This window comes from Priestia sp. RMT2NF4 (assembly GCF_047872835.1).
In the GTDB taxonomy this organism is placed as follows: Bacteria; Bacillota; Bacilli; order Bacillales; family Bacillaceae_H; genus Priestia; species Priestia zanthoxyli.
The window spans coordinates 30341-53992 of the sequence record NZ_JBLQZO010000011.1; the positions used below are offsets into that span (position 1 = coordinate 30341).

At 39.2% G+C, this 23652-nt stretch carries 3 protein-coding genes; 1 reads left to right on the forward strand and 2 read right to left on the reverse strand.

Annotation, left to right across the window (positions count from 1 at the left end):
• Positions 1-35: 35 nt before the first annotated feature.
• Positions 36-21290 carry a carboxypeptidase regulatory-like domain-containing protein gene (locus ACMX9J_RS25560; RefSeq protein ID WP_416226389.1) on the reverse strand — a complete coding sequence of 7085 codons (21255 nt, stop codon included), beginning with the start codon at positions 21288-21290 and terminating at the stop codon, positions 36-38.
• Positions 21291-21548: 258 nt separating this feature from the next.
• The gene (galE, locus tag ACMX9J_RS25565) at positions 21549-22562 is read right to left on the reverse strand and encodes a UDP-glucose 4-epimerase GalE (RefSeq protein WP_416226390.1); all 1014 of its coding nucleotides are present in this window, start codon (positions 22560-22562) and stop codon (positions 21549-21551) included.
• A 373-nt stretch (positions 22563-22935) separates the two neighbouring features.
• Here galE and ACMX9J_RS25570 point away from each other — a divergent pair, with 373 nt between their 5' ends.
• Positions 22936-23616 carry a hypothetical protein gene (locus ACMX9J_RS25570; RefSeq protein ID WP_411242999.1) on the forward strand — a complete coding sequence of 227 codons (681 nt, stop codon included), beginning with the start codon at positions 22936-22938 and terminating at the stop codon, positions 23614-23616.
• Positions 23617-23652 lie beyond the last annotated feature (36 nt).

Below are 23652 nucleotides of genomic sequence, written 5' to 3' on the forward strand. Positions count from 1 at the left end.
TTTAAGATTATAATTTTTAAACATTTTCCTACAGATTATAAAACATCAAGTTGTACTAGCAACGCTAAAAGTATTTGTAGCAAAATTTCAATACTTAATATAAATTCTGTGTCTGTAATTAGTATTGTAACATCCTTAGAGTTGTCGATAGTAATCTCTTTATTATTTATTTGCTCTATACTAGATCTTTTACTTTCGCTGTTTCCTCTAGAATAGTCGTTAACATTTATATCATCAAATATGGAGTTGATCACGAGTGAAATTACTAATTGCAAGCTTAGGTGGAGTGAAGCAGCAGTTTGTGTCTCTGTTAATTGAATTTTAACTCTGTAGGAATCTTTTATCCAGATTGAAGTTATATTTGTACTTATCTCAAATAATTGATCTAATATTTCTTGAACCACACTTCTTTGTTGAGGTGTTTTTTGAATCGGATTTTCTAGTTGAGGATCAATGGGTATTGGCCAAGGAAATCTTTGTTTTCTGATAAGAGTAAAATTGACTACTGCAGTCTCTCCTGATGTTAGGTTGACAACCTTCGATTCTGAAAGGTAATTATTAGAACTAGCCTTCACCGTAAATACACCTGCTGGTAAGTTAAATATTGTGTATTTACCTTTAGCATCAGTTAGGGCACTAGCAATAAGATCCCCTTGATCATTAAACACTTCAATAAGAATATTAGCTAGCGGTATTCCAAGTTTTTTATCCAGAACAGTTCCAATAATACTAATTAGGTTCGGAGTTAAATATACGTTAACTTCTGTAGTTTTATTTGCTACTATAGTTATTTGTTGAGTCTGTGGTATGAAGCCTTTAGAGGATACACGGAGTGTATAAGTGCCTGGCGGCAATCCTCTAACAGTAAAATTACCAAAACTGTCTGTACGATCAGTTGCAACTACATCTCCTTGACCGTTTAAAACTTCGACTAGAGCTCCTTGTATTGATTGCTCGGTTTCTTTATTAATTACTCTCCCAAAAACACTGCCAACATTTGATGTAGGCGTTAGTAAAATTAAGACTGGAGTTATATCTCCTGCCATTACAACTACTTGCTTAATAGATGGAGCAAATCCTTCAGCAGATACACGAAGTGCGTAATTGTCCGGTAACAACCCTCTAATGGTAAAGTTCCCATCTTTATCGGTACGGATGGTGGCAATAACTTTTCTTTGAGTATTCAAAACTTCCACTAAGGCTCCTTGTATTGGTTGCTGATTCTCCGAGTTGGTTACCTGGCCGGTGATTGTTCCAAACTGATTAACGCGGACAAGTTGGAAATTCACAGGAACAAATACAAATTCACCTTCTCTAATAAGAGCTGTTTGCTGCTGATCTACATAATTAGTAGCGCTGGAAAATACTGTATAAGTGTCTGACGGTAATCCTTGAACCACATACTGGCCATTTTCGTTTGTAAATACGAAAGTAACAAGTTGGCCTTGGCTATTTACAATGTCAATACGGGCATTTGAAATAGGTGTATTTGTTAAAGCATCTACGACTTGACCTGCGATCGTACCTAAAAATGGAGAAGGACGTGTTAAGGAGAAATCTTTTTCGACTTTTTGATTAGGCGCAAATTCAATCTGTTCAGTTATTGAAGTATATCCAGGTGCTGATGCAGTAACTGTTAATAAGCCTTGAGGTAACCCTTCAATAATATATTGACCGTTTTGATTCGTTAATCCAAATGCAATCGGTACTCCAGAAGCATCAAATACTTCAACAAGTGCCCCGACAATAGGTGATCCTGTCTCGGTGTCTATAACTCTTCCACTCAATGTTGCTGGATTTCCTAATAATGAGAAATTTACAATTCCTACTTGATTTGGTACAAGGGTGATACCTTGTGTTTGTGCTTCAAAATTCACGTTGAGTGCAACTACTTGATAGAATCCAGGTGAAAGATCTGGAATGAAATAATTACCGTTAATATCCGTTTGTGTTGTGGCAATGACTACTCCTAAGTTATTAATAACGCGAATTCTAGTATTAGTTAAATCTTCCCCTGTAGCGTTATTTGTTACATTTCCTTGAATTATTGCCGATTGCTGCAGAAGCTGGAAGTTAAATGTGAGTGTTTGGCCAGCAACTACAACTCCACTTAGACCTTGTGCTCCAAAACCCGATGCAGTAGCCACTGCAGAAACTTCACCTTCAGTGATACCTTGGATCACAAATTGACCTAACGAGTTAGTAAGTGCGGTCACCACTAAAGGACCAGAAGCACTTTGATAGCGAACCGTTACGGAGGCTCCAGCGATAGGTGTGCTAGTTTGAGCATTTATAACTGTTCCTGAAATCGTTGCAAATAATGAATCCAATTGAACATCTAGTATAGTCGTCTCATTTGCAATGATTGTAGAACCAGCAGCTAAACGTTCAAATCCAGGAGCACTAAATACGACTCGATAATTTCCTGGAGTAAGTCCCGAGATAGCATATTGACCAAAATTGTTTGTTATTACTGTACTAACAAGACCGTTTGTGATGTCAAATACTTGAACTGTTGCTCTTACAATGGGCTGCCCATTTTCACCAATGACGGAACCTATTAGAGAACCAGGCGATGGGTTTAAGGACAATGTAGTAGTACTCGTAATATTTGATTCTAAAATAATTCCTTTAGAATCAGCGCCAAAGCCTACTGAGTTAGCTGTAATAACTATAGATCCCGGAGGAAGGTTCTGAATAGTAAAGAAGCCATCTTCGCTAGTGGTTGTCACAGCAATAACTTTCCCATCATTGGAGGTAGCAGTAACAGTTGCTCCTTGTATTCCCTCACTCGTAACTGCGTTAATTACTTGCCCAGTAACTCTAGCTGGACTCGGTTCTAATAAAAGTGTGGTAAACGCGTTTCTATCAACTTCGACATTAATTCCCACTGTACCATTAATAAAACCGGAGGCAGAGGCAACGATAATATAGTCTCCAGGTTCAACGTTTAAGAAGGAGAAAGTTCCATCAGAATTCGCAGTGTTTGTGAAAATTAGAATGCCATTTTCATTAAGCAATGAAACTGAAACATTAGATCCGATAATAGGTTTTGATAAATTATTTAAAATAACACCGCTTATTGAACCTGTGAGGCCTGTTAATACAAAATCTGTAGTAGTTATTGTATTAGATTGTGCGAGAGCTCCTGCTGTTTTTGTTTCGAATCCTAGTAAATTGACTGTTACAGCGTATGAGCCTGGAGCTAAGCTACTAACCTGATAATGACCTCCTTGATCAGTTACAGTTGATCCTATAATAATACCTGTAGACCCTAAAATTCGGACGGTAATGACGGCACCAGCTAAAGGATTTCCATTTATATTTGTGACTGTACCTGTTATTGATCCAGGGTTTGAAAGTAAAGTGAAATTAACATCCTGTCGAGATTCCCCTTGGTTTAAGGTAATACTGGACAACTGTGATTGGAATAGTTGAGCAGAAATAATAATTGTAAACGTTCCTGCTGGAATATTGCTAATTGCATACCGTCCATCGGGACCCGTTACACCAAACCCAATAATAGTCTCATTTTGATCTAAGATGCGAACAGAAGCATCATTAATTGGTGTGCCTTCAGTGGTTGTAACAATACCTGAAATAGAAGCAGGATTTGGTTGTAAAAATAGATTTGTAGTAGTTGTTTGTTCTGAAATAACGGTGCTTCCAGATGAAGCACTTGCAAAATTAAATTCCGAGCTTACGATTGTATAGTTCCCTGGCTGCAATCCAACAAATTGATAGTTCCCTTGTTGATCAGTTACTGTGGTTGCAATAGGGGTTAAACTTTGATTTGGAAAAAGCTGAACAATTGCACCAGGAATGGATTGATTTGTAACAGCATTGCGTATAGTGCCGTTGATGTTCCCTGGTTTTGATACTAGTACAAGGTTCACAGTAGCTACCTCGTCAGGATCAACGTTAAAATTAGTGAATGCATTTTGGAAGTTTTGTTGGCTTGCTGTAATTTTATAAGTTCCTGGTGTAAAGCCCCTAATAAAGTAGTTTCCGTTATTATCTGTTTGGACTCGACGTACTAGCGAACCTTGTTCATCGAATAACTGTACTAGAACGTTAGTAAGACTAATACCTGCTTCATCGGTAATTTTACCTCGAACGGACCCTGGAAGAGCCTTGAGTGTAAGGTTCACAGTTTCAACCTCTCCTGAATCAAGCAGTATTGAAATGGTTTCAGAACCAAATGTAGGAGGTCCACTAATAATAACTGTATATGAACCAGGCGCGATACCTGTTAGCTGGTAAAACCCATTTTGATCAGTTACCGTAGTAGCAACAATTGGACCCGCAGGACTTAAAGCGCGTATCACAACACTGACACTCGAAATTGGTTGGCTGCTTTCTACGGAAGTTACCGTTCCTTGGATTATTCCAGGATTTGGTGAAAGGTTTGCTGAAATGACTGTATCTTCTCCAGCATTAATCATAAATTCTCTAAACTCACTTCCAAAATCAACAGCATTTATAACGGCTGTATATTGTCCTGGGGAAAGATTTGACACGATAAAATTACCTTGACCATCTGTTACAACTGAAGTTACGAAAGAAAGGCTTTGATCAAAAATTTGAATAATAGCACCTAGGATTGGTACTGTAGTTGATTCATTTGTTACTTGCCCTAGTAAGCGTCCCGGGTTAGGCGACAATGATAAAAGTGTTGTCGTTGTATCCCCAGCAGCTAAAGTAACTCCGATAGAAGAAGTTCCGAATTTTTGATTTTGAGCTGTAACAATAAACGAGCCGGCTGGTAGGTTTGAAATTGAAAAGCTTCCGTTTTCTCCGCTTATGGCAGTTCCTATAACCACACCATTTGAACGTGTAACCACAATCAGGGATCCAGCTATTCCTTCTCCATTTTCTGCATTAACGACTTTACCTGTTAATGTTGCCGGCAATGCCCCCAATCTAATTGTAGTTAATGTTTGTTCATTAGCACGAACAATAGCAGACACAGTATTAGAAGCAAACCCAGGGGCTGTTACATTCACTAAATAGGTTCCCGGTGATAAGTCAAGGGCATTAAATGTTCCATCATAATTAGAAAGGATTGTTCGAATCAATACTAAATTTTCGTTATAGATTTTTACTTGAATGTTTTCTCCTGTAACTGGTGTTCCTTGTTCACTTAATATCTTACCCTGAATGGTTCCTACTAGAGGTGAAAGAGCCGTATTTAGGACTGTTGTTATATTAGTAGTGATTTGTGCTCCTAGCACAAAGTTGCCAAATCCAGTTTCAAAGAAGGAAACGTTATACTCCCCTGGAGCAAGGTTTTGAATCATATAACGGCCGTCTACATTGGTAAAGGCGGTAGCTACTACTAACCCTAGAATATTTCGGATAGTAACTGTTACGCCAGGTAGAGGAGTTCCAGTTGACGAATCAGTGACAATTCCAGTTAGTGTGCCTGAATTAGCTATAAGGATAAAGTTAACTTCTGCTTGAACCTCCCCTGGAACCAACGTTAAACCGCTTGTAGTAGTTGAAAATCCAGTTTTAGTAGCAATAATTCCATACGTTCCAGGTGGCAATCCACCTACTGCATAAGCTCCATCTAAACCCGAAACACCTGTGCCTAAGACTGTTTCATTTTCATTTACGACTCTTATTGTCGCGTTCGATAGAGGATTACCATTTTGATCCGTAACTGTTCCCGAAACCGAGGCGGGATTGGGTTGTAACGAGATATTTGCTGTTGTTTGAATGTTTGGCAAGACTGTTGCACCAAGTACACCGCGTGCAAAACTTGGGGAGTTAGCTGTCACAATATAGTCACCTGGTTCAAGACCATTAAAGCGATACACACCGTCTTCATCCGCTACGGTATTTGCTACTGGTATTAAACTCTGAGAAAGGAATAATTGAACAGTAGCACCAGCGAGAGGGAGTCCTGTTTGTGTATTTGTAATAGTACCATTTATTGATCCGGGATTTAGCTCTAACGGTACATTAATTATATTTGTTTGCCCCGCAGCTACCATAAATCCTATTGTTTGTCTTTGGAAGGATGAGTTAATAACAATCATTGTATACGTTCCTGGCTCGAGATTTTGTACTCTATATTGACCATTAGGATCAGTCTGCATAACCGCTACAATAACTCCATTGTTATTAATCACACGAACAAACGTATTTGGTAAAGGCGCACCTGATGCTGCATTTGTTACTACTCCTTGAACAGCACCCGGATTAGGCGTTAATGCAAGCTTAACGGTTGATGAAGAGTTAGTAATTACCTCAACTGATGCTGCGCTAGTTCCGAAATTAGGAAGTGTTGCAATTACAGTATAAGTGCCAGGAGCAAGGTTAGGGATTGTAAATAGTCCATTTCCATCTGTTGCTGAATTAGCAACTACTGGTCCTGCCGGAGAGAATTGTCGTACAACGACGCCTACTCCACCGAGTGGCTGGCCGTTTTGTTGATTGAGGACTGTTCCCAATATGATTCCAGGGTTAGGTGTTAAACTGAAGTTTAAAATGATTTCTTGATTAACGATAACGACTGCTTCTTGGGCAATTGTTCCAAAACCTTGATTAGATACAAGAACTCTGTAAGTTCCAGGTGTAATATTTTCTAAAAGATACTGGCCATTTTGATCTGTTACGAGTGTAGCTACAAGAGCTCTTGTGAAATCAAATACCTGAACAGTAGCCCCTGCAATTGTTTCGCTGGTCTGGATGTTCCGAATGGTACCTGTTAAACTGCCTACTTCTGGAGTTAAGAAAAGTGTCACATTATTAGTAGAACCAGGGCCAAGCTGGACAGATGTAGAAGCTGAGCCTAAACCAGGATGCGTCGCCGTAGCTGTAATTACTGCTGTATTTGGAGGAAGGTTCCGAATAATGAATTGACCGTTAATATCACTTACAGCATTACCAAGAATAAGACCGTTAAGATCCGTTATAGTTACAATTACACCAGACAAAGATGCCCCAGTTTGTTTGTTAATAATGTGCCCCGTAACGGTTGCAGGATTGGGAGTGAGTGGCACGGTAATATTTGTAGTTTGTTCAGCTGCTACACTGGCACTGACAATAGCTGTGGCAAAATTTAGGGCTGTTACTTGAATTAAATACGTTCCAGGAATTAAATCAATAACATTAAAATTTCCATCTGCATTCGCAAGAAGTGTTTTTAGTAAAATACCGCTTATATCAAATACTTGAATCTGAGTATTTGAACCCGTAATAGCGTTACCTCTTAAATCCGTTATAGTTCCACTTACTGATCCTGTTAGAGGAGGAAGGTTTAGATTTGCAGTAGCCGTTTGATCTGCTTGAACAATTGCTCCTATCGTCACTGTTCCAAAACCTGTACTTGATCCAACCACAGAATAGGTTCCAGGAGAAAGTCCCGCAATAAAGTAATTTCCCTCTGTGTCGGTAGTATCAGTTGAGACTACGATATTTGTTCCACCAATCGTACGTACTATAGCAATTGCTCCGATGATTGGTTCCCTTGTCACACTATTAATTATTTTTCCGGAAAGATTTCCGGAAAGAGGACTCAGTTGTATATTTACATTTGATAATATCTGTCCAGCTGTTACTGTTGCTGCCGTAAGTTGAGTTGCGAAACCTGAGGATGAGGCAATGATTGTTAGTGTACCTTCAGGTAAATTTGAAATAGCATAATTTCCATTACGATCAGTAATACCGGTTCCTAAGACTGTTTCATTTTGATCAAGAACTTGAATAGATGCATTAGAAATTGGTGCACCTTCAGGGTTTGAGACTGTTCCTGAAACTGTAGCAGGATTTGGAAACAATTGAATATTTGCGACTGTTGACTTACCTGAAAGAATTAAAGCCCCAGTGCCGCGTCTAGCAAAATTCGTAGCTGCAGCTACAACTTCGTACTCGCCCGGAGCTAACCCTGCGATTGTATATAAACCAGCTTGGTCGGTTACTGGTTGCGCAATAGGTGTTAGGCTCTGGGACGGGAAGACAAGAATAGATGCATTAGAAATTGGTCTACCTGTAAATGAGTCGGTAACACTTCCTGTCAATGTGCCAGGGTTCGGTTGAAGAAGAACGTTAACAGTGGTAATTTGATCAGAAAAAATTTGAAATCCTACAGTCTTTCCTTGAAAGCTAGGATTTGTAACTACTAACGTATAAAAATCCGGTGTGAGACCTGTGATATTAAAGGAACCAGCTTCGTTTGTTATTACCTCATTAACAATTGTTCCATCTTTTCGAATCACTTGTACTCTGGACTCTGGAATAGGCGATCCAGTGCCCGTAGCCGTTATTGTACCTTGAATAGTTCCAGGGTTAGGTGCAAGCCCAATATTCACTGTTGAAGATGTATTAGGAACGACAACAGTTGTAGCTGATGTAGTGCCTAAATTAGTTGCTTCGGCAATGATTGTATAGGTTCCAGGTGGTAAATTAATCGTTGAAAATTGTCCTTGATTATCAGTTGTTGTATTTGTCACTATAGGGCCAGCTGGTGAGAATTGGCGAACTGTAATGATGGCACCTTGAACTGGGTCGCCTGTTTGCTCATTAGTAATGATACCTGTAATTGTGCCTGGAAGAGGAGTAAGAGACACATTAGTAGATACTGTTTCTCCTGGTGTAAGAGTTAATGTTTGTGTCTCCGTTGCGAAATTTGGTGTTGATATTATAATAGTAACTTCCCCTGATGATAGATTGGTAAGCTGAAAATTTCCATTAAGGTCTGTTACAGTATTTGCCGCGACCTGCCCATGTACTACTGCTGTAACTGAAACACCTTGAAGTGCCGTACTTGTTTGCTGGTTTGATACCTGCCCAGTTACTGTAGCAGGATTTGGAGTTAATGGAATGGTAACATTGGCAGTTTGCTTAGCTACAACTACGGTAGAAACAGTGTTCACTCCAAAGTTAGGAGCTTCTGCACTGATGAAATAAGCTCCTGGTGCTAAATTTGAAATGGTAAATGTACCGTTAGGTAACGCTGTTATTGATTGTATCAGGAGTTGATTCTCGTCAAATAAACGGACAAAGATATTCGATCCTGTAATCGGATTTCCACTCGTATCGCTTACCAAACCTGAAATATTTCCTGTATCCAAAACAAGGGTGAAATCTGCATTTGTTGTTTGGTTACTAAATACTGTAACTACTTTTGTTTGTAGTCCAAATCCTAGTTGGTTAATTGTGACAGAGTAAGATCCTGGACTAAGATTTGAAACCACATAGTTCCCTTGTTGGTCTGTATTTGCGACTTGCACTGCTATTCCACCAACAGCTTGAAGACTACGAACTGTTACAGTGGCTCCAATAACAGGATTGCCAGTAACGACACTGACAACTTGCCCTGTAATGTTACCTGTATTTTCCTCTAGGGGAATATTTATACCTGTTAAAAATTGTTCTGGTCCAACGGTAATTCCCTGGTTACTTGTTCCAAATCCAGGCGCTGATGCCACAAGGATATATGTCCCAGGCGCAATATTACTAATTGTATAAGCACCACTGATATTCGTTGCTCCAATTCCAACAACATTCTGGTTTCTGTCAAGTAAGCGTAATGTAGCATTAGAGAGGGGATTTCCTGAAAAATTAGTAACTTGCCCGGAAATAGACCCAGATAGAGGAGCTAATGATATTGTAATATTTGTAGTATCTTCAGGTGTTATTGTAGCTCCTACGACTACAGAACCAAAGTTTGTAGCTCTGGCTAACACGTTATATTCTCCAGGTTCTAAACCTCTTACAATGAAACTTCCATTTTGATTGGTAATTGCATTTTCAATAGGAATAAGATTTCCTGCAGAGAATATTTGTACAACTGCTCCAGACAATGCCACACCTGTTTGTAAATCACTTACCGTTCCAGTAAGTATTCCAGGGTTAGGGGCTAATGAAATATTTTGAGTAATGGTCTGATTCGGTCCAATTGAGAAGCCAACTGTTTCTCCTTGGAATTCAGGATTTGTAGTTATAAGGCTATATGTTCCAGGTGCCAATCCTTGAGCTTGGAAATTTCCGCTAATGTCTGTCTGGGTAACAGCAATCGTAATCCCATTAACATCAACTACTCGTATAAGTGTATTTACTATAGGTTGCCCCGTTTGCTCACTCGTAACGACCCCTTGAATGATTCCAGGATTTGGAGGTAAATTTACTAAGACAGTGGATACCTGATCTGACTGCACTAAGGTTGAGGAGGCCTGCGATCCAAAGTTTGGTTCAGAGACAACAATAGTATAAGCCCCTGGCGTGAGGTTAAGGACAGTGAATTGGCCTCGAGAATCAGTTGTAGTGGTAGCTATAATAGGACCTACCGGAGAGAATTGGCGTACTGCAATACTTGCCCCTGCAATAGGCGAACCAGTTTGCTCATTATAGATTACCCCTGTAATTGTTCCAGGATTAGGCACAAGTGTGAAATTTAACTCCGTTACAGCCTCTGGATTTACTTGAGTGTCTCCTAATACTGAACCAAAACTTTGTATAGTTGCAATCACTCGATATGAACCTGGTGATAACGTCTGAATTTGATAAAATCCATTCTGATCTGTTTGTACGGTAGCAACAAGAGCTCTTGTTGAATCGAAAATTTGTAAAGTAGTTCCAGGTATTACTTGCCCTGTTCTTTGATTGATAACTGTTCCCTGAAGAATTCCGGGATTTGGCGTTAAAGTAAGTGTCGTTGTTCCTGCTCCTCCTGGTGTAAGGATGACGGCTTTTGAATCACTTCCAAAGGTTTGAGCTACTGCTGAAATAATTAAAGTATTGGGGGGCAAATTATTAATTGTGAAATTGCCATCTAAGCCACTTGTTCCAGATCCAACAACGATGCCATTAGAGTCCGTTACTGTTAAAATCGCACCGTTGATTGGCAAGCCTGTCGCAACATTAAGGACTTGCCCCGTAATAGATGCTAGGTTAGGTGTTAGTAAAATATTTAACTCATTTGTTTGATCGGAAACAATCACTATACTAGTCGTTTGAGCTGCAAAATTAGGGGCTGTCACTAATAAGTTATAGCTGCCTGGAGGTAAATCCAGTACTGCAAATGTCCCATCCGACTGGGCAAGTAATGTCTTTAATAAAGTCCCTCCCTGATCAAATACCTCAATTTGCGTGTTTGTTCCTAAAATAGGACTACCCTGTAAGTCTGTAATGACACCTGTGATTGCCCCCACATTTGGTACTAGAGGAACATCAGCATTAGTTGTGATATCGCTTTGGACAATTGCTCCAACGTTTGAAATACCAAATCCATTTGCAGTTGCCAATACGGTATATATTCCAGGAGCTACACCGGTAATAAAATACCTACCATTTTCATTGGTAATATCAAATCCGACAATTAAGCCAATCCCTCCACTAGTACGAAGGAGAACAATCGAACCTACTATAGGATTTCCCGTTTGTCCGTTAGTAATTTGGCCTGTTATAATTCCTGGATTTTCAGTGAGTCCAAGGCTTACATTTTCTAAGCCACCAGCGCCAAGATTGACTCCACTAACTTGACTTGAAAAGGTAGGAGCAGTGACAATAATAGTTTGAGAACCAGGTGGTAAATTACTAATTACATAATTTCCATTTTGATCCGTCAAGGCTGTTCCTAATACTGTTTCATTTTGGTCAATGACTCTTACAGTGGCATTTTCAATGGGATTTCCTTGTGAATCCGTTATTGTTCCACTAATAGTGGCAGGGTTCAATGATAGTTGAAGGTCTGCCCTCGTCGTTTGATCAGCGGACACAATTGCTCCCACGGCAGCACGCGTATAGTCACGTGCAGTGGCAACTACAATATATTCACCTGGTGCAAGACCAGGAATTTGATACGTACCAATCTGATCGGTAACTGCATTGGCAATAGGAATAAGACTTTGAGCAGGGAAAACCTGAACTGTAGCTCCGTCTAATGGCAATGCTGTTTGATTATCAGTAACTCTTCCACTGATAAAACCAGGATTTGGTTGGAGGGCTACATTAACTTCATTAATATCTCCTGACGCAATGATAAATCCTACACTTTCCCTTTGAAAATTAGGCGAGACAGCAACCAATAAATATTCTCCCGGTGATAACCCTTCTACTCTATAGGCTCCTGTTGTATCAGTTTGAACCTCCTGTATAATCACTCTGTTATTATCTAAAACCCGTACAAATGCATTAGTTAGAGGCTCACCCGTTTGCTCATTGCTAATTATTCCTTGAACAATACCGGGATTGGGAACTAAAGAAATAGAAACCGCTGAAACAGCATCTGACTCCACAAAAACGGAAGCAGCTTGACTTCCAAAATCAGGATTGAGAGCAACTACCGCGTATGATCCGGGTGCTAGGTTATTTATAACAAATTGCCCGTTTTGATCTGTTGACAGGGATGCAATAATTGGTCCAGTAGGTGAAAACTGGCGAATAATGATAGAGACGCCTAAAAGAGCTTCCCCTGTTTGACGGTTGATAATTGTTCCTTGAATTGTACCTGGGTCAGGTGGCAAGAAGAAGTTTAAAACTGTTTCTTGATTTACACTTATAGTTACCTCTTGAACAATAGCACCATAACCCTTAGCTGTTGCAATCAAACGATATAAACCTGGCAAAAGATTAGGAACTTCATAAAATCCAAACGTATCAGTCACAACTGTGGCAATCATCCCTCTTGTAAAATCAAAAACTTCAAGGGTTACTCCGGCAATAGGTTGTTCTGTCTGTTCGTTAAATACAGTTCCTCTCAGTACGCCTACAGAAGGTAATAAACCAATATTTGTTTCGGTTGATTGACCGGGAGTAAGAATAATAGATTGAGAACTGCTGCCATAATTATCAGCCGTAATTGAAATAACAAGCGTTTGAGGTGGTAAATTATTCACAACAAATGAACCATTTTGATCCGTAACTGTGCCTCCAACAACAATTCCATTCGGTAAAGTAACTGTTACTATGGCTCCGCTGACAGGCTCTCCTGTAGTTTGGTTAATAATTTGCCCAAATATTGAAGCTGGATTTGGTTGTAAAACAGCAGTCACATCTGTAGTTTGTTCAGACGCTATATTTGCACTTAATGTATTAGTTTCAAAGTTAGGTGCAGTAATCGTCAATCCGTACGAACCTGGCGCCAGATCTAATATTGTAAATGAACCGGTATTATTCGCTGTTAGAGATTTAAGAAGTGTTCCATTTTGATCAAATACTTGAATTTGAATATTGTTACCCGTAATTGGATTGCCTTGTGGATCAACCACTGTACCGGTAACGGAACCAGTGAGTGGAGTTAATAAAACATTTGCAGTAGCTACAGTATCGCTAATAATTATTACTCCCACTGTGTTTGTTCCAAAGCCTGACTCAGTAGCTGTTACTAGATAGGAGCCGGGCGAAAGATTATCTAAACGGTAGTTTCCTTGCAAATCTGTCGTTGTGTTAGCAACGATAATAGAGGTTGCACCTGCACGCCGAATGATAACATTGGCACCTACAATTGGTTCTCCTGTCTGTTCATTAGTAATTATTCCATCAAGGGATCCTGGATCTGGTATAAGTTGCGAGCTGAAATCCGTTATTAGTTCACCTGGAGTAAGAGTAATGCCAATTAATTGATTACTAAATCCGTCAGCAGAGATAATAACATTTTGGAATCCTGGAGGGGTGTTGCCAATTGTGAAAAGGCCATTTCGATCAGTAATACCGGTCCCGAGTAAATTTTCATTTTGATCAACAATTCGAATTATAGCTCCGGGGATAGGAGTTCCGTCAGTTGTACTAATAGTCCCGCTTACTGTTGCCGGGTTAGGCAGGAGAAAAAGATTTGCGACTGTTGTTTCATTTAAAAATACGGTAGCTCCTACCACTGCTCTTGCGTAATTTGTAACATTGGCAACGACAGTGTACTCTCCTGGCTCCAAGCCAAGTATGGTATAAGAACCAGTTTGGTCTGTCACTGCACTCGCAATTGGAATCAAACTTTGTGAAGGGAAAACTTGCACTGCTGCCCCCGTTAAAGTGGTACCAGATTGACTATCAAAAATTGTCCCTGTAATAAATCCAGGATTTGGTTCTAAGGCAGCGTTAAGCATATATATATCCCCTGCTCCTACCGTAAAACCAAATGTTTGACTTTGAAAGTCAGCATTTAAAAATACAATTGTATATGTGCCTGGTTTTAATCCTTGAAGGCTATAGTTTCCATTAATATCTGTTTGAATCACTGCTACTAAAGCTCCTTTATTATTAATAACGCGAACTTGTGTATCGACAAGCGGTGTACCGGTTTGGATAGAAGTAATCTGCCCTTCTATCGTTCCTGGATTCGGTGTTAAAGCAAGTGAAACAGATGAAAGTAAATTGGATTGAACTAATAGGGTAGTACTCTCTGTTCCGAAATTTGGCGTGTATGCCGTCACTGTATAACTGCCAGGCTCAAGATTTAAAACGGTAAATTGGCCGCTACTATCCGTTGCTATTGTTTGCACAATAGGTCCATTCGGCGAAAATTGTCGAACAACAATAGTTGCTCCAACGATAAATTCTCCTGTTTGCTCATTCACTACTGTACCAAAAATAGAACCAGGATTTGGAGTTAGACTAAAATTAACAGCAGTTGTTTGATTTGAGAAAACTTGAGCGTCTTGTACGCTGCTGCCAAAATTGTCAGCACTGGAAACTACTTGATAAAGACCCGGGGTAAGACTTGCAAATTGGTAAAAGCCATTACTATCTAAAACAACAGTGGCTACAAGTCCAGAAGTGAAATCAAATATCTGGATAGTTGCGCCGACAATGACTTCGCCAGTTTGCTCGCTTGTAATCAGGCCGTTTATGGTACCAGGATTTGGTGCCAGGCTTAATATAGTAATTACAGTCTCTCCTGAAGTTAAAATAACAGAACGCGAGGATGAACCGAAATCAGGCGCCAATGCTGAAACAGTAACAGTAGTAGGCGGTAAATTTGGAATAGAAAAGTTTCCATTGCTATCTGTCACTGCGCTGCCAATTGGAAGACCATTAATGTTGGTAATAGATACTATTGCGTTAGCAACCGCGTTACCTGTTACTTCGTTAATGATTTGACCGCGTATCGTTCCTGGATTCGGAGTTAGAGGAACAGTAAGCGTTGTAATTTGGTCAGCAGTCACAACGGCTCCAACCGTAGTAGCTTCAAAGTTTGGTGCTAAGATGGTAAATTGGTATGATCCAGACGGTAAATTATTTATTAAGAAAGAACCATCAGACTGTGCGACTAATGTTTGAAGCAATAGACCGCTTTGATCAAATACCCGAATTTGAATATTAGGACCTGTGACAGGGCTTCCTTGAATATCAATTATACTTCCAGAAATCGTTCCTACCAGAGGAGATAAGCTTATATCTGCTTGTGTGACTTGATCACTGACTACGATCGCTCCAACGGTATTAAGGGCAAAGTCAGTAGCAGATCCAGTGATTGTGTAAGAGCCGGGTTGTAAACCTGCTACGGTATAATTTCCAACTTCATCGGTTGCCGTTGAGGCTACAATTACAGGGATGGCAGCAACAGTTCTGACAATGGCAATTGCTCCTACAATTGGCGTCCCTGTGGAAGCATTTACTATTTGCCCAGTAATACTACCAGGATTAGCTGTTAAGATAAAATCAGTGCCTGTTGCTACTTGACCTGGAGTCAAAATGACTCCTCCAAGTTGAGTGGCGAATCCTGGAGCAGTAACAATAATCTTTTGATTTCCTTGTGGTAAATCAGTAACAGAATAGTTTCCAAGTTCATCTGTAACGACTGTGGCAAGTACGGTTTCATTTTGATCAAGTATCCTTACAGTAGCATTTGGAATAGGAGATCCAGTGTCGGATGTAATAGTTCCCGAAACGGTTGATGGATCTGGAGTCAAAATAATATCTGATGAAATTGTTTGGTTGGAAAGCACAGTGACACCAGTAGACGAAGAGGCATAGGTCTCAAATGACGCAGTGAGAGTATAGGTACCAGGAGATAAACCCGTTAAAAAGTATTGACCTGTACCATCCGTTACTAATGTAGCAATAGGAATTAAGCTTGAAGCAGGGAAAACACGAACTGATGCACCAATCAATGGAGCTAATGTTTGAGAATCATATATTTGCCCTGTTATCCCTCCAGGATTGCTAACTAATTCTACATTAACCACAGACGTTTCACCCGGTTCAGAAATAAAACTTACTGTCTGGGATTGTAATAGTGGATTAATAAAGGATAGTGTATATTGTCCAGCATTAAAACCAGTTATTCGATAGAAACCATTAATGTCTGTTTGAGCCTGTGTAATAAGAATTCCATTATTGTCAATGAGTTGAACAAGAGTGTTAATTAATGGCTCACTGGTGTCTTGATTAATAATATTTCCTTGAACGCTTGAAGGTAATTGTTGCAAGTTGAAATTAAGGTTACTCGTTTCTCCAGGTGTAAGTGTGACGGACGATGACTGGGAACCGTAATCCGGATCAATAACAATGACGGTAAGAGTACCTTGTGGAAGATTTGAAAGAACATAAGATCCATTAGAATCAGTTTGTGTGGTAGAGATAATAGGACCTGTAGAAGTGAACTGACGAACGATAACATCAGCACCAACTATTGGTTGGCCAGTTGCTATATCAATGACCTGCCCTGTAATAGACGATGGATTTGGTTCTAAAGCAAAGCTTGCGATAGACTGTGTATCAGCAATAATTGCAAAGCTGACAATGCCACTTGTAAACCCTTGTGAAGTGGCTATTGCTGTATACTGGCCGGGTGCCAAACTAGAAACAAGAAATTCCCCTGTTGGATCAGATACAACTGAAACGACAGCTGCTCCAGTCTGATCAATTATTTGAATACTTGCAGCTGGTAGTTGTTCTCCATTAATACGATTAACGATAAAACCCGAAACACTTCCAGGGTTAGGGGTAAGCGTAAGGGTTGTAGTTGTTGATTGCCCTGCATTTAAAATAATGGCTTTGGAGTCAGTTCCAAAATTTTGTGCATTTGCCGTTACTATAAAAGAACCTGCTGGCAAATTTTCTAGAATAAATGTTCCATCTTGACCGGATGTTGCTTTTCCTACTAGTAGCCCAGTATTTGAATTAATAACAGATATAATGCTTCCAGATATACCTGTGTGCGTTTGTTCATTAATCACTAGGCCCGTTAAGGTTGCTGGAGAAGGTTCAAGTGGAACTAGCGTGGTAGTTTCTTGGTCCCTGAAAACTTGAATACCAACTGTATTTGATTGAAATTCGGGAGCTGTTGCATTAAGAATGTAATTACCAGGAGAAATATTTGAGAATATAAATGTTCCATCATTTTGAGCAAGTTCTGTCAGCAATAGCACGCCATTTTGATCAAGAAGCCGAATTTGTAAGTTTTGCCCGTTAATTGGATTTCCTTCGGGATCGGTGAGTTGCCCACGTATTGAACCAGACAGTTCATTTAGTGCGATGTTAGCTGTTGATGTGGAATCACTAGTAACAATAGCACCAACAGTTTTCGTGCCAAATCCTGGAGAAGAAGCTGTTACTGTATAGCTACCAGGTGCAAGCCCTTGAACTAAAAAGTTCCCTGAAGAATCTGTAGTAACAGTAGCAATTGCAGCACTTGAGCCAATAGTTTGTCGAATTATAACGGCTACATCTGTTAGAGGTTCACCACTTGTCTCGTTTGTAACAAGGCCGCTGATTCCGCCAGGATTGGGAACAAGACTAAAGTCTACACCACTAATGAAATCACCTGGTTGCAGGGTAACGCCGCCAATTTGAGTACCAAAATTTGGAGCTGTCACCACAGTAGTAAAAGAACCAGGAGAGAGATTTCCAATCGAATAATTTCCATTATTATCTGTTCCAGCTGTTCCAACAATGACTTCATTTGCATTTAGCACTTGAACTATTGCATTTGGAATAGGATTTTCATTTACATCTAGAACAACACCTTGAATAGATGCAGGGCTCGGAGGGAGTATAAGATTTACCGTAGTTGCTACATTTGGAGTAACCACAGCTCCAGTTGATTGAGTTATAAAATTAGGACTCTGTGCTTTCACAATATAACTACCGGGAGCAAGATTTAGAAACTGATAATTTCCATTATTATCTGCCACCGTACTTTGTATAAAGATATTGTTTGTATTGTAAAGCTCAACGACCGTATTAGGTTGATTTGGAGAAATGTTTCCAACGATAGCCCCAGGTGAAAGTGCTAAAGCTACGTTTGCAGTTGTTGTAGCATTTGCTAAAATAATTGCACCTGTAACATTAGATTGAAAGTCTGTTGCACTTACTACAATGTTATAGCTTCCAGGTGGAAGGCCTTCAATTGTGTAATTTCCTTGACTATCTGTTAAAACAGTCTGTAATTGGACGTTATTCTGATTAACAACACTTATTGAGGCACCACCAATAGGATCACCTGTTATTATATTTACGACTTGCCCAACGATATAGCCAGGACTTGGGGTAAGCGAAATCTGAATGTTAGGCTGACTTCCCGGAGGCACGTTCACCGATGCAAAGTTTGTTTGGAAATTAGGAGCCGTTGCAAAAATAGTATAGATACCTGGAGCAAGTTGAGGAACTTCAAAAATACCTTGCTGGTTAGCTAATACATTTGCAATAACAGCACCATTTGCATCTAAAACTCGCACCTGTATTTGTGCACCTGCAATTGATTCTCCTGTTTGTTGGTTGAGAATTATTCCAGTAATAGTAACAGGATTAAATACAAGCGTGAAATTCAAAGTAGTCGTTTGATTAGATTGAATAGTAGTACCTTGACTTGCAGTTTGAAGATTAGGAGCTGTTGCAGTTACTATATAGGTTCCAGGAGCTAAAATAGGGACAGTATATAGACCGCCTTGATCACTTATCGCATTTCCGATTACTGCTCCCCCAGTGTTGGTTCGTACGTTAATAATTGCCCCAGAAACTGTATTACCATTTGTATCAATAATTGTTCCTGTTAAAATACCTGGATCAGGAATAAGAGCAAAATTGACAGTCGTTGTTTGAAAGGCAGAAACCTGCGCTCCCTTTACTTGAGAATGAAAGCTTTGAGCGAGTGCATTTACTGTATAATTGCCTGGAGCCAAATTAGGAATAGCATACGTCCCTGCTTCATTGGTGTTAACAGATGCTACTAAGTTGTTATTTAAGAATACACTGATAACTGTACCAGCAAGAGGATTACCTTGATTATCTGTTACTGTTCCATTGATAACACCTACATTTTGGTTTAAAGCTGTGGAAAGTGTTGTTGTTGTGTTAGCCTTAATAACTGTACCAACGGTCTGACTAGCATACCCCTGCTGACCAAATGTTACGGTGTAGGTTCCTGGAGGTAGATTTGCAATAGTATATTGTCCTTGAGCATTGGTTGTGGCTGTTGCAATAGTAACGCCAGCTTGATTCACCACGTTTACAGATGCCGCTATAAGAGGATTACCTGTTTGGGCATCAGTTAAAGTACCTGTCAGAGTGCCAGGAGATGCTTGAAGGACGATATTTTGAGTTGTCGTCTGTCCTGCTTGAATAGTAAAACCTAGTAATGAAGTTTGGAAGTTTTGAGCGGTCGCTCTTAATCGAAGCGTGCCAGGAGCAAGTTGGTTGATTGTATACTGTCCTTGGGCGTTTGAAGTTGCGGTCGAAATCACATTACTGCCTGAATCAAGTACTTCTATAACAGCACCTTCAATTGGCGTACCTGCAGAACTTGTAATTGTTCCTGTCACTGTTCCTGGTGAAGGGATTAAAGTAAAGTTTGAAACAGTTGTTTGCCCAGAATTAATAGTGACCCCTCGGCTTTGTGATTGGAAGTTTGACACGCTTACTGTTATTGAATACTGTCCTGGAGTAACATTGGGAATTGTATATTGTCCTTGAGTATTAGTTGTAACTGTCGTAATAACAGTGTTAAATTGATCAATTAATCTAATTGTTGCTCCATTTATTGGCGTCCCATCTTGAGATAATACGGTGCCTGTAACATTTCCAGGTTGAGGCTGTAAAATCACGTTTAAACCTTGCGTTTGTCCAGCAGTAATCGTTGTTGTACGGGTTGCTGTAATAAAGCTTGAAGCTGCAAAATTTAGATTGTAGGTAGCTGCAGCAAGTTGGGTAAAGCTATAATTTCCTTCCGTGTTAGTTGTAGTTGTAGATATTAATACATTGCTTTGGTTGCGAAGTTCTATAGTAACTCCGCTAAGAGGTAAACCAGTCTGCCCAGAGGTTACCTTTCCCGTGATTGCTGCAGCTGCAGCTACCGTTACGTCATTAGCAGCCGTAACCGGAGTTAGTTGAGAGCCGGTAAAGTTGTCAGTGGCAGAAACAGTAACTGTGTTTAGCCTTCTTGTGACCGCTGTAGAAAATGTCCCTACCACTGTATAAGTTAGCGTAACACTCTGTCCCGCAGTGAGGTTGCCGATATTCCATGTCAATGTCTTATTAGTCGTATTAAGAGTAGCAGAACCACTTGAAGGTGTAATATTACTTACACTTGATAGCTGATCGATACCAAAGACATCGTTTGCGACTACGCTTTTTGCTATGTCTCGACCTGTATTTGTTACTGTTATCCTTTGTGTCCATGTTGTTAAGGAACCTGTTAAGAGAGAGGTTGGACCGGAGGTAATTGTTTTAGTGGCAGTCAAAGCTGCTCGAACATCTACAGCTGTTGGGGGAGTTGGATTTGTTATTGATTGAACAAATTGAAAATTCTCACCAGCTTGTAAAGAATCTTTATTGTAATTATTTGCATTTGCAGAAGTGAAAATGACTAATCCAATGGGAGTTGAAGCGGTAATTCCAAGAAGTGAGAAAAAGTTTGCAACTGGGAATTGAAAATCTATAAAATAATCAGGGTTTCCACCAAAATTTGATCCATCATTGGTTAATGTAGCTCGAGCTACATCAAAATTGACAATTGGACGTGAAAAATTGGGGGCTCCACGTCCATCTGTTCCTTCTGCGGGATCATTCCATGAATTATAAACCCGTGTCGTATTTTTAATTAAATTTATAGTATTATCCAGCCCGTTAATATTAGCTAGCCAGTCATAAACTCCAGGATCTCCTGAAGTATTAATAAGTATTCCCCAACCATAATTCGCAAATCCGGTTAATTTGGAGTTTCTCGGATCCTCATTAACACGAATTCTAAAATAAACATTTGTTGCATCATATGCAAAGAATGCTGCAGGAAATTGCGTGTTGCCTACAAGGTCAGTTGCAGCAGGAGATTGGTCCCCTACCATATCAAATATAGGTTGATCCCCTATTAATATGGGCTGAAATTGGCCGTTTGAGGGAAAAGCCATTGTATTACCTCCTTACATAAATTAACCTTACATTTTATTAGGCTAACAACTAAGGTGTTACAATTTAGAACAGGATATAATGTTAATTCCGTGCATAAGTAGACTTGATTTTACAAAAATCAATTTTTAACAGGAAGATGTTTTCTTTAAAACAATTATTGAGATATGTATAAATAAAAAATGACTTCAAAATACAAATTCTTGTAAATGAAGTCAGGAAATAATTTGAATTATATTTTTAATTGTTAGTTAAAGGTGTTATTCTATATAGCCATTGGGGTTGTTCTTCTGCCAATTCCAGGAGTCTCGACACATATCGCTGAGATTTTTGGTTGGTAGCCACTCTAGTATTTCTTTAGCTTTAGTCGTATCTGCATAACATTTATCAATATCTCCAGCTCTCCGGTGGGTGAAATTATACGAAATTTTTTGAGACGTTATATTTTCGTAACTCTTAATCAGGTCGATTACACTATATCCAACTCCTGTTCCGAGGTTGAATACATCAATACCTGTAGTTCGAAGAACCCTCTCTAAAGCTTTTATATGCCCCTTAGCCAAATCTACAACATGAATGTAATCCCTTATCCCTGTCCCATCATGCGTATTATAGTCTTTGCCGAATACAGTAACCTTTTCTCTTTTTCCTATCGCAACTTGATTAATATAGGGCATTAGATTATTTGGGATGGCGGAGGGATCTTCCCCTATCCTTCCGCTTTCATGCGCTCCAATTGGATTGAAGTATCTCAAAAGGCTAATACTCCAATTATGATCTGAAATATATAAATCGCTTAAAATTCCCTCAATAATCAATTTTGTTCGTCCGTAAGGGTTTATTGGTCCTAATGAAGAATCCTCTGTAACTGGTACATGTTTTGGTATTCCATAAACGTTTGCAGATGAGCTAAATATCAGTTTTTTAACATTGTGTTTTTTCATTATTTGACAAAGAATTAAGGTCCCAGTGACGTTATTATGATAATAATGAAGGGGAATTTCTATTGATTCATTAACAGCTTTTAGTGCAGCAAAATGAATAACGGCGTCAATCTTATTTTCAGAGAAAACCTTCTCTACAGTTTTTTCATCAAGTAAATCTCCATTGTAGAATTTGAAATCTTTTTTAGCTAATTCGGATACCCGTTTCAAGGATTCAGGTTTACTATTAGACAGATTATCTATTACTACAATCTCATAGCCGGCATTGAGGAGTTCAAGACAAGTGTGACTCCCGATGTATCCAGCTCCTCCGGTTACCAATATACTCACAGATATTCCTCCGTATGCTCCTTTGATTTTTTATGTTATAAGAGAGTTTGTAAACCTAACAATCTTAGATTATTACAAACAGGATTAGTGCTGATTGTTTATAATATCAGGTTCTAAAAGACTGGTGTATCTTTATCTTTTATGCGTTGAATTCTCTAGTATATTAAATGCTAAATTATGTATTTTTGCTTGGACAAACTTACTACACTTTCAAGATAATTTAACCGTTATTATGGCTTGCTTTATCTATAAATTTTTAACCTATAATATTAACTCTGAAAAAGCTAAGTGAAAATGTTACTAAAGACCTTGGACAAGCACACATTTCTTTTTTATAAAAATGAATAAAATATAGAGAGTTCATGAAGAAAGGATGATTACAATCAAAAAATATTACACCCACTACAATTCTAGAGATGGCAATTATTATTTAAATGAGCGTTACCCTAACTCCCAAAAGGAATATAGGGAGGCACAAGAGGAAAATGGAATCGATAATGCAGCTGACATGGCTTTTAGAATACCTGTATTTCTGAGCCACCCCTCCTCTCTTAATACTATTCAATCGAGATTTCTCCGACGTCTCATTCGAGAAATTGAGAATGTTTTACTTTTTCCACGTACTTTACCCGATACAGAGCAATATCCTGAAAAAACATTGACAAGCGTACGACGGTTGGTGCTCTCAAGTTATGGATTAATTGCAGTCAATATGCAGCAAGTTTTTGCTAATTATACACAAACAAATACAGGAGAAAATCTACCCCAACCGTCATGGGAAGGCGCTCCTTTTTTACAAATAGAACCTAGTATGAGTTATCAAAGAGGATTACCTCTCCTTCTCATCAAAGAAAAAGGAGTCAATAGCGTAGGTGTATGGAATCCAGCTGTCACTCCATTCCAGATCATCGAATGGGACTCTACCAAACCACTTGATGAGTTCTTTAATCGAGTTGAATGGAGAGAGATATTTCAAAATTGGATTGCTCAAGTGAGAAGTGGATATTATTACCAAACAGAACCGCAGTATCGCTATGGTCCTAGAGATATGTAGAGATGATAATTTCAAAGAAATCATAAAATCTCTTAT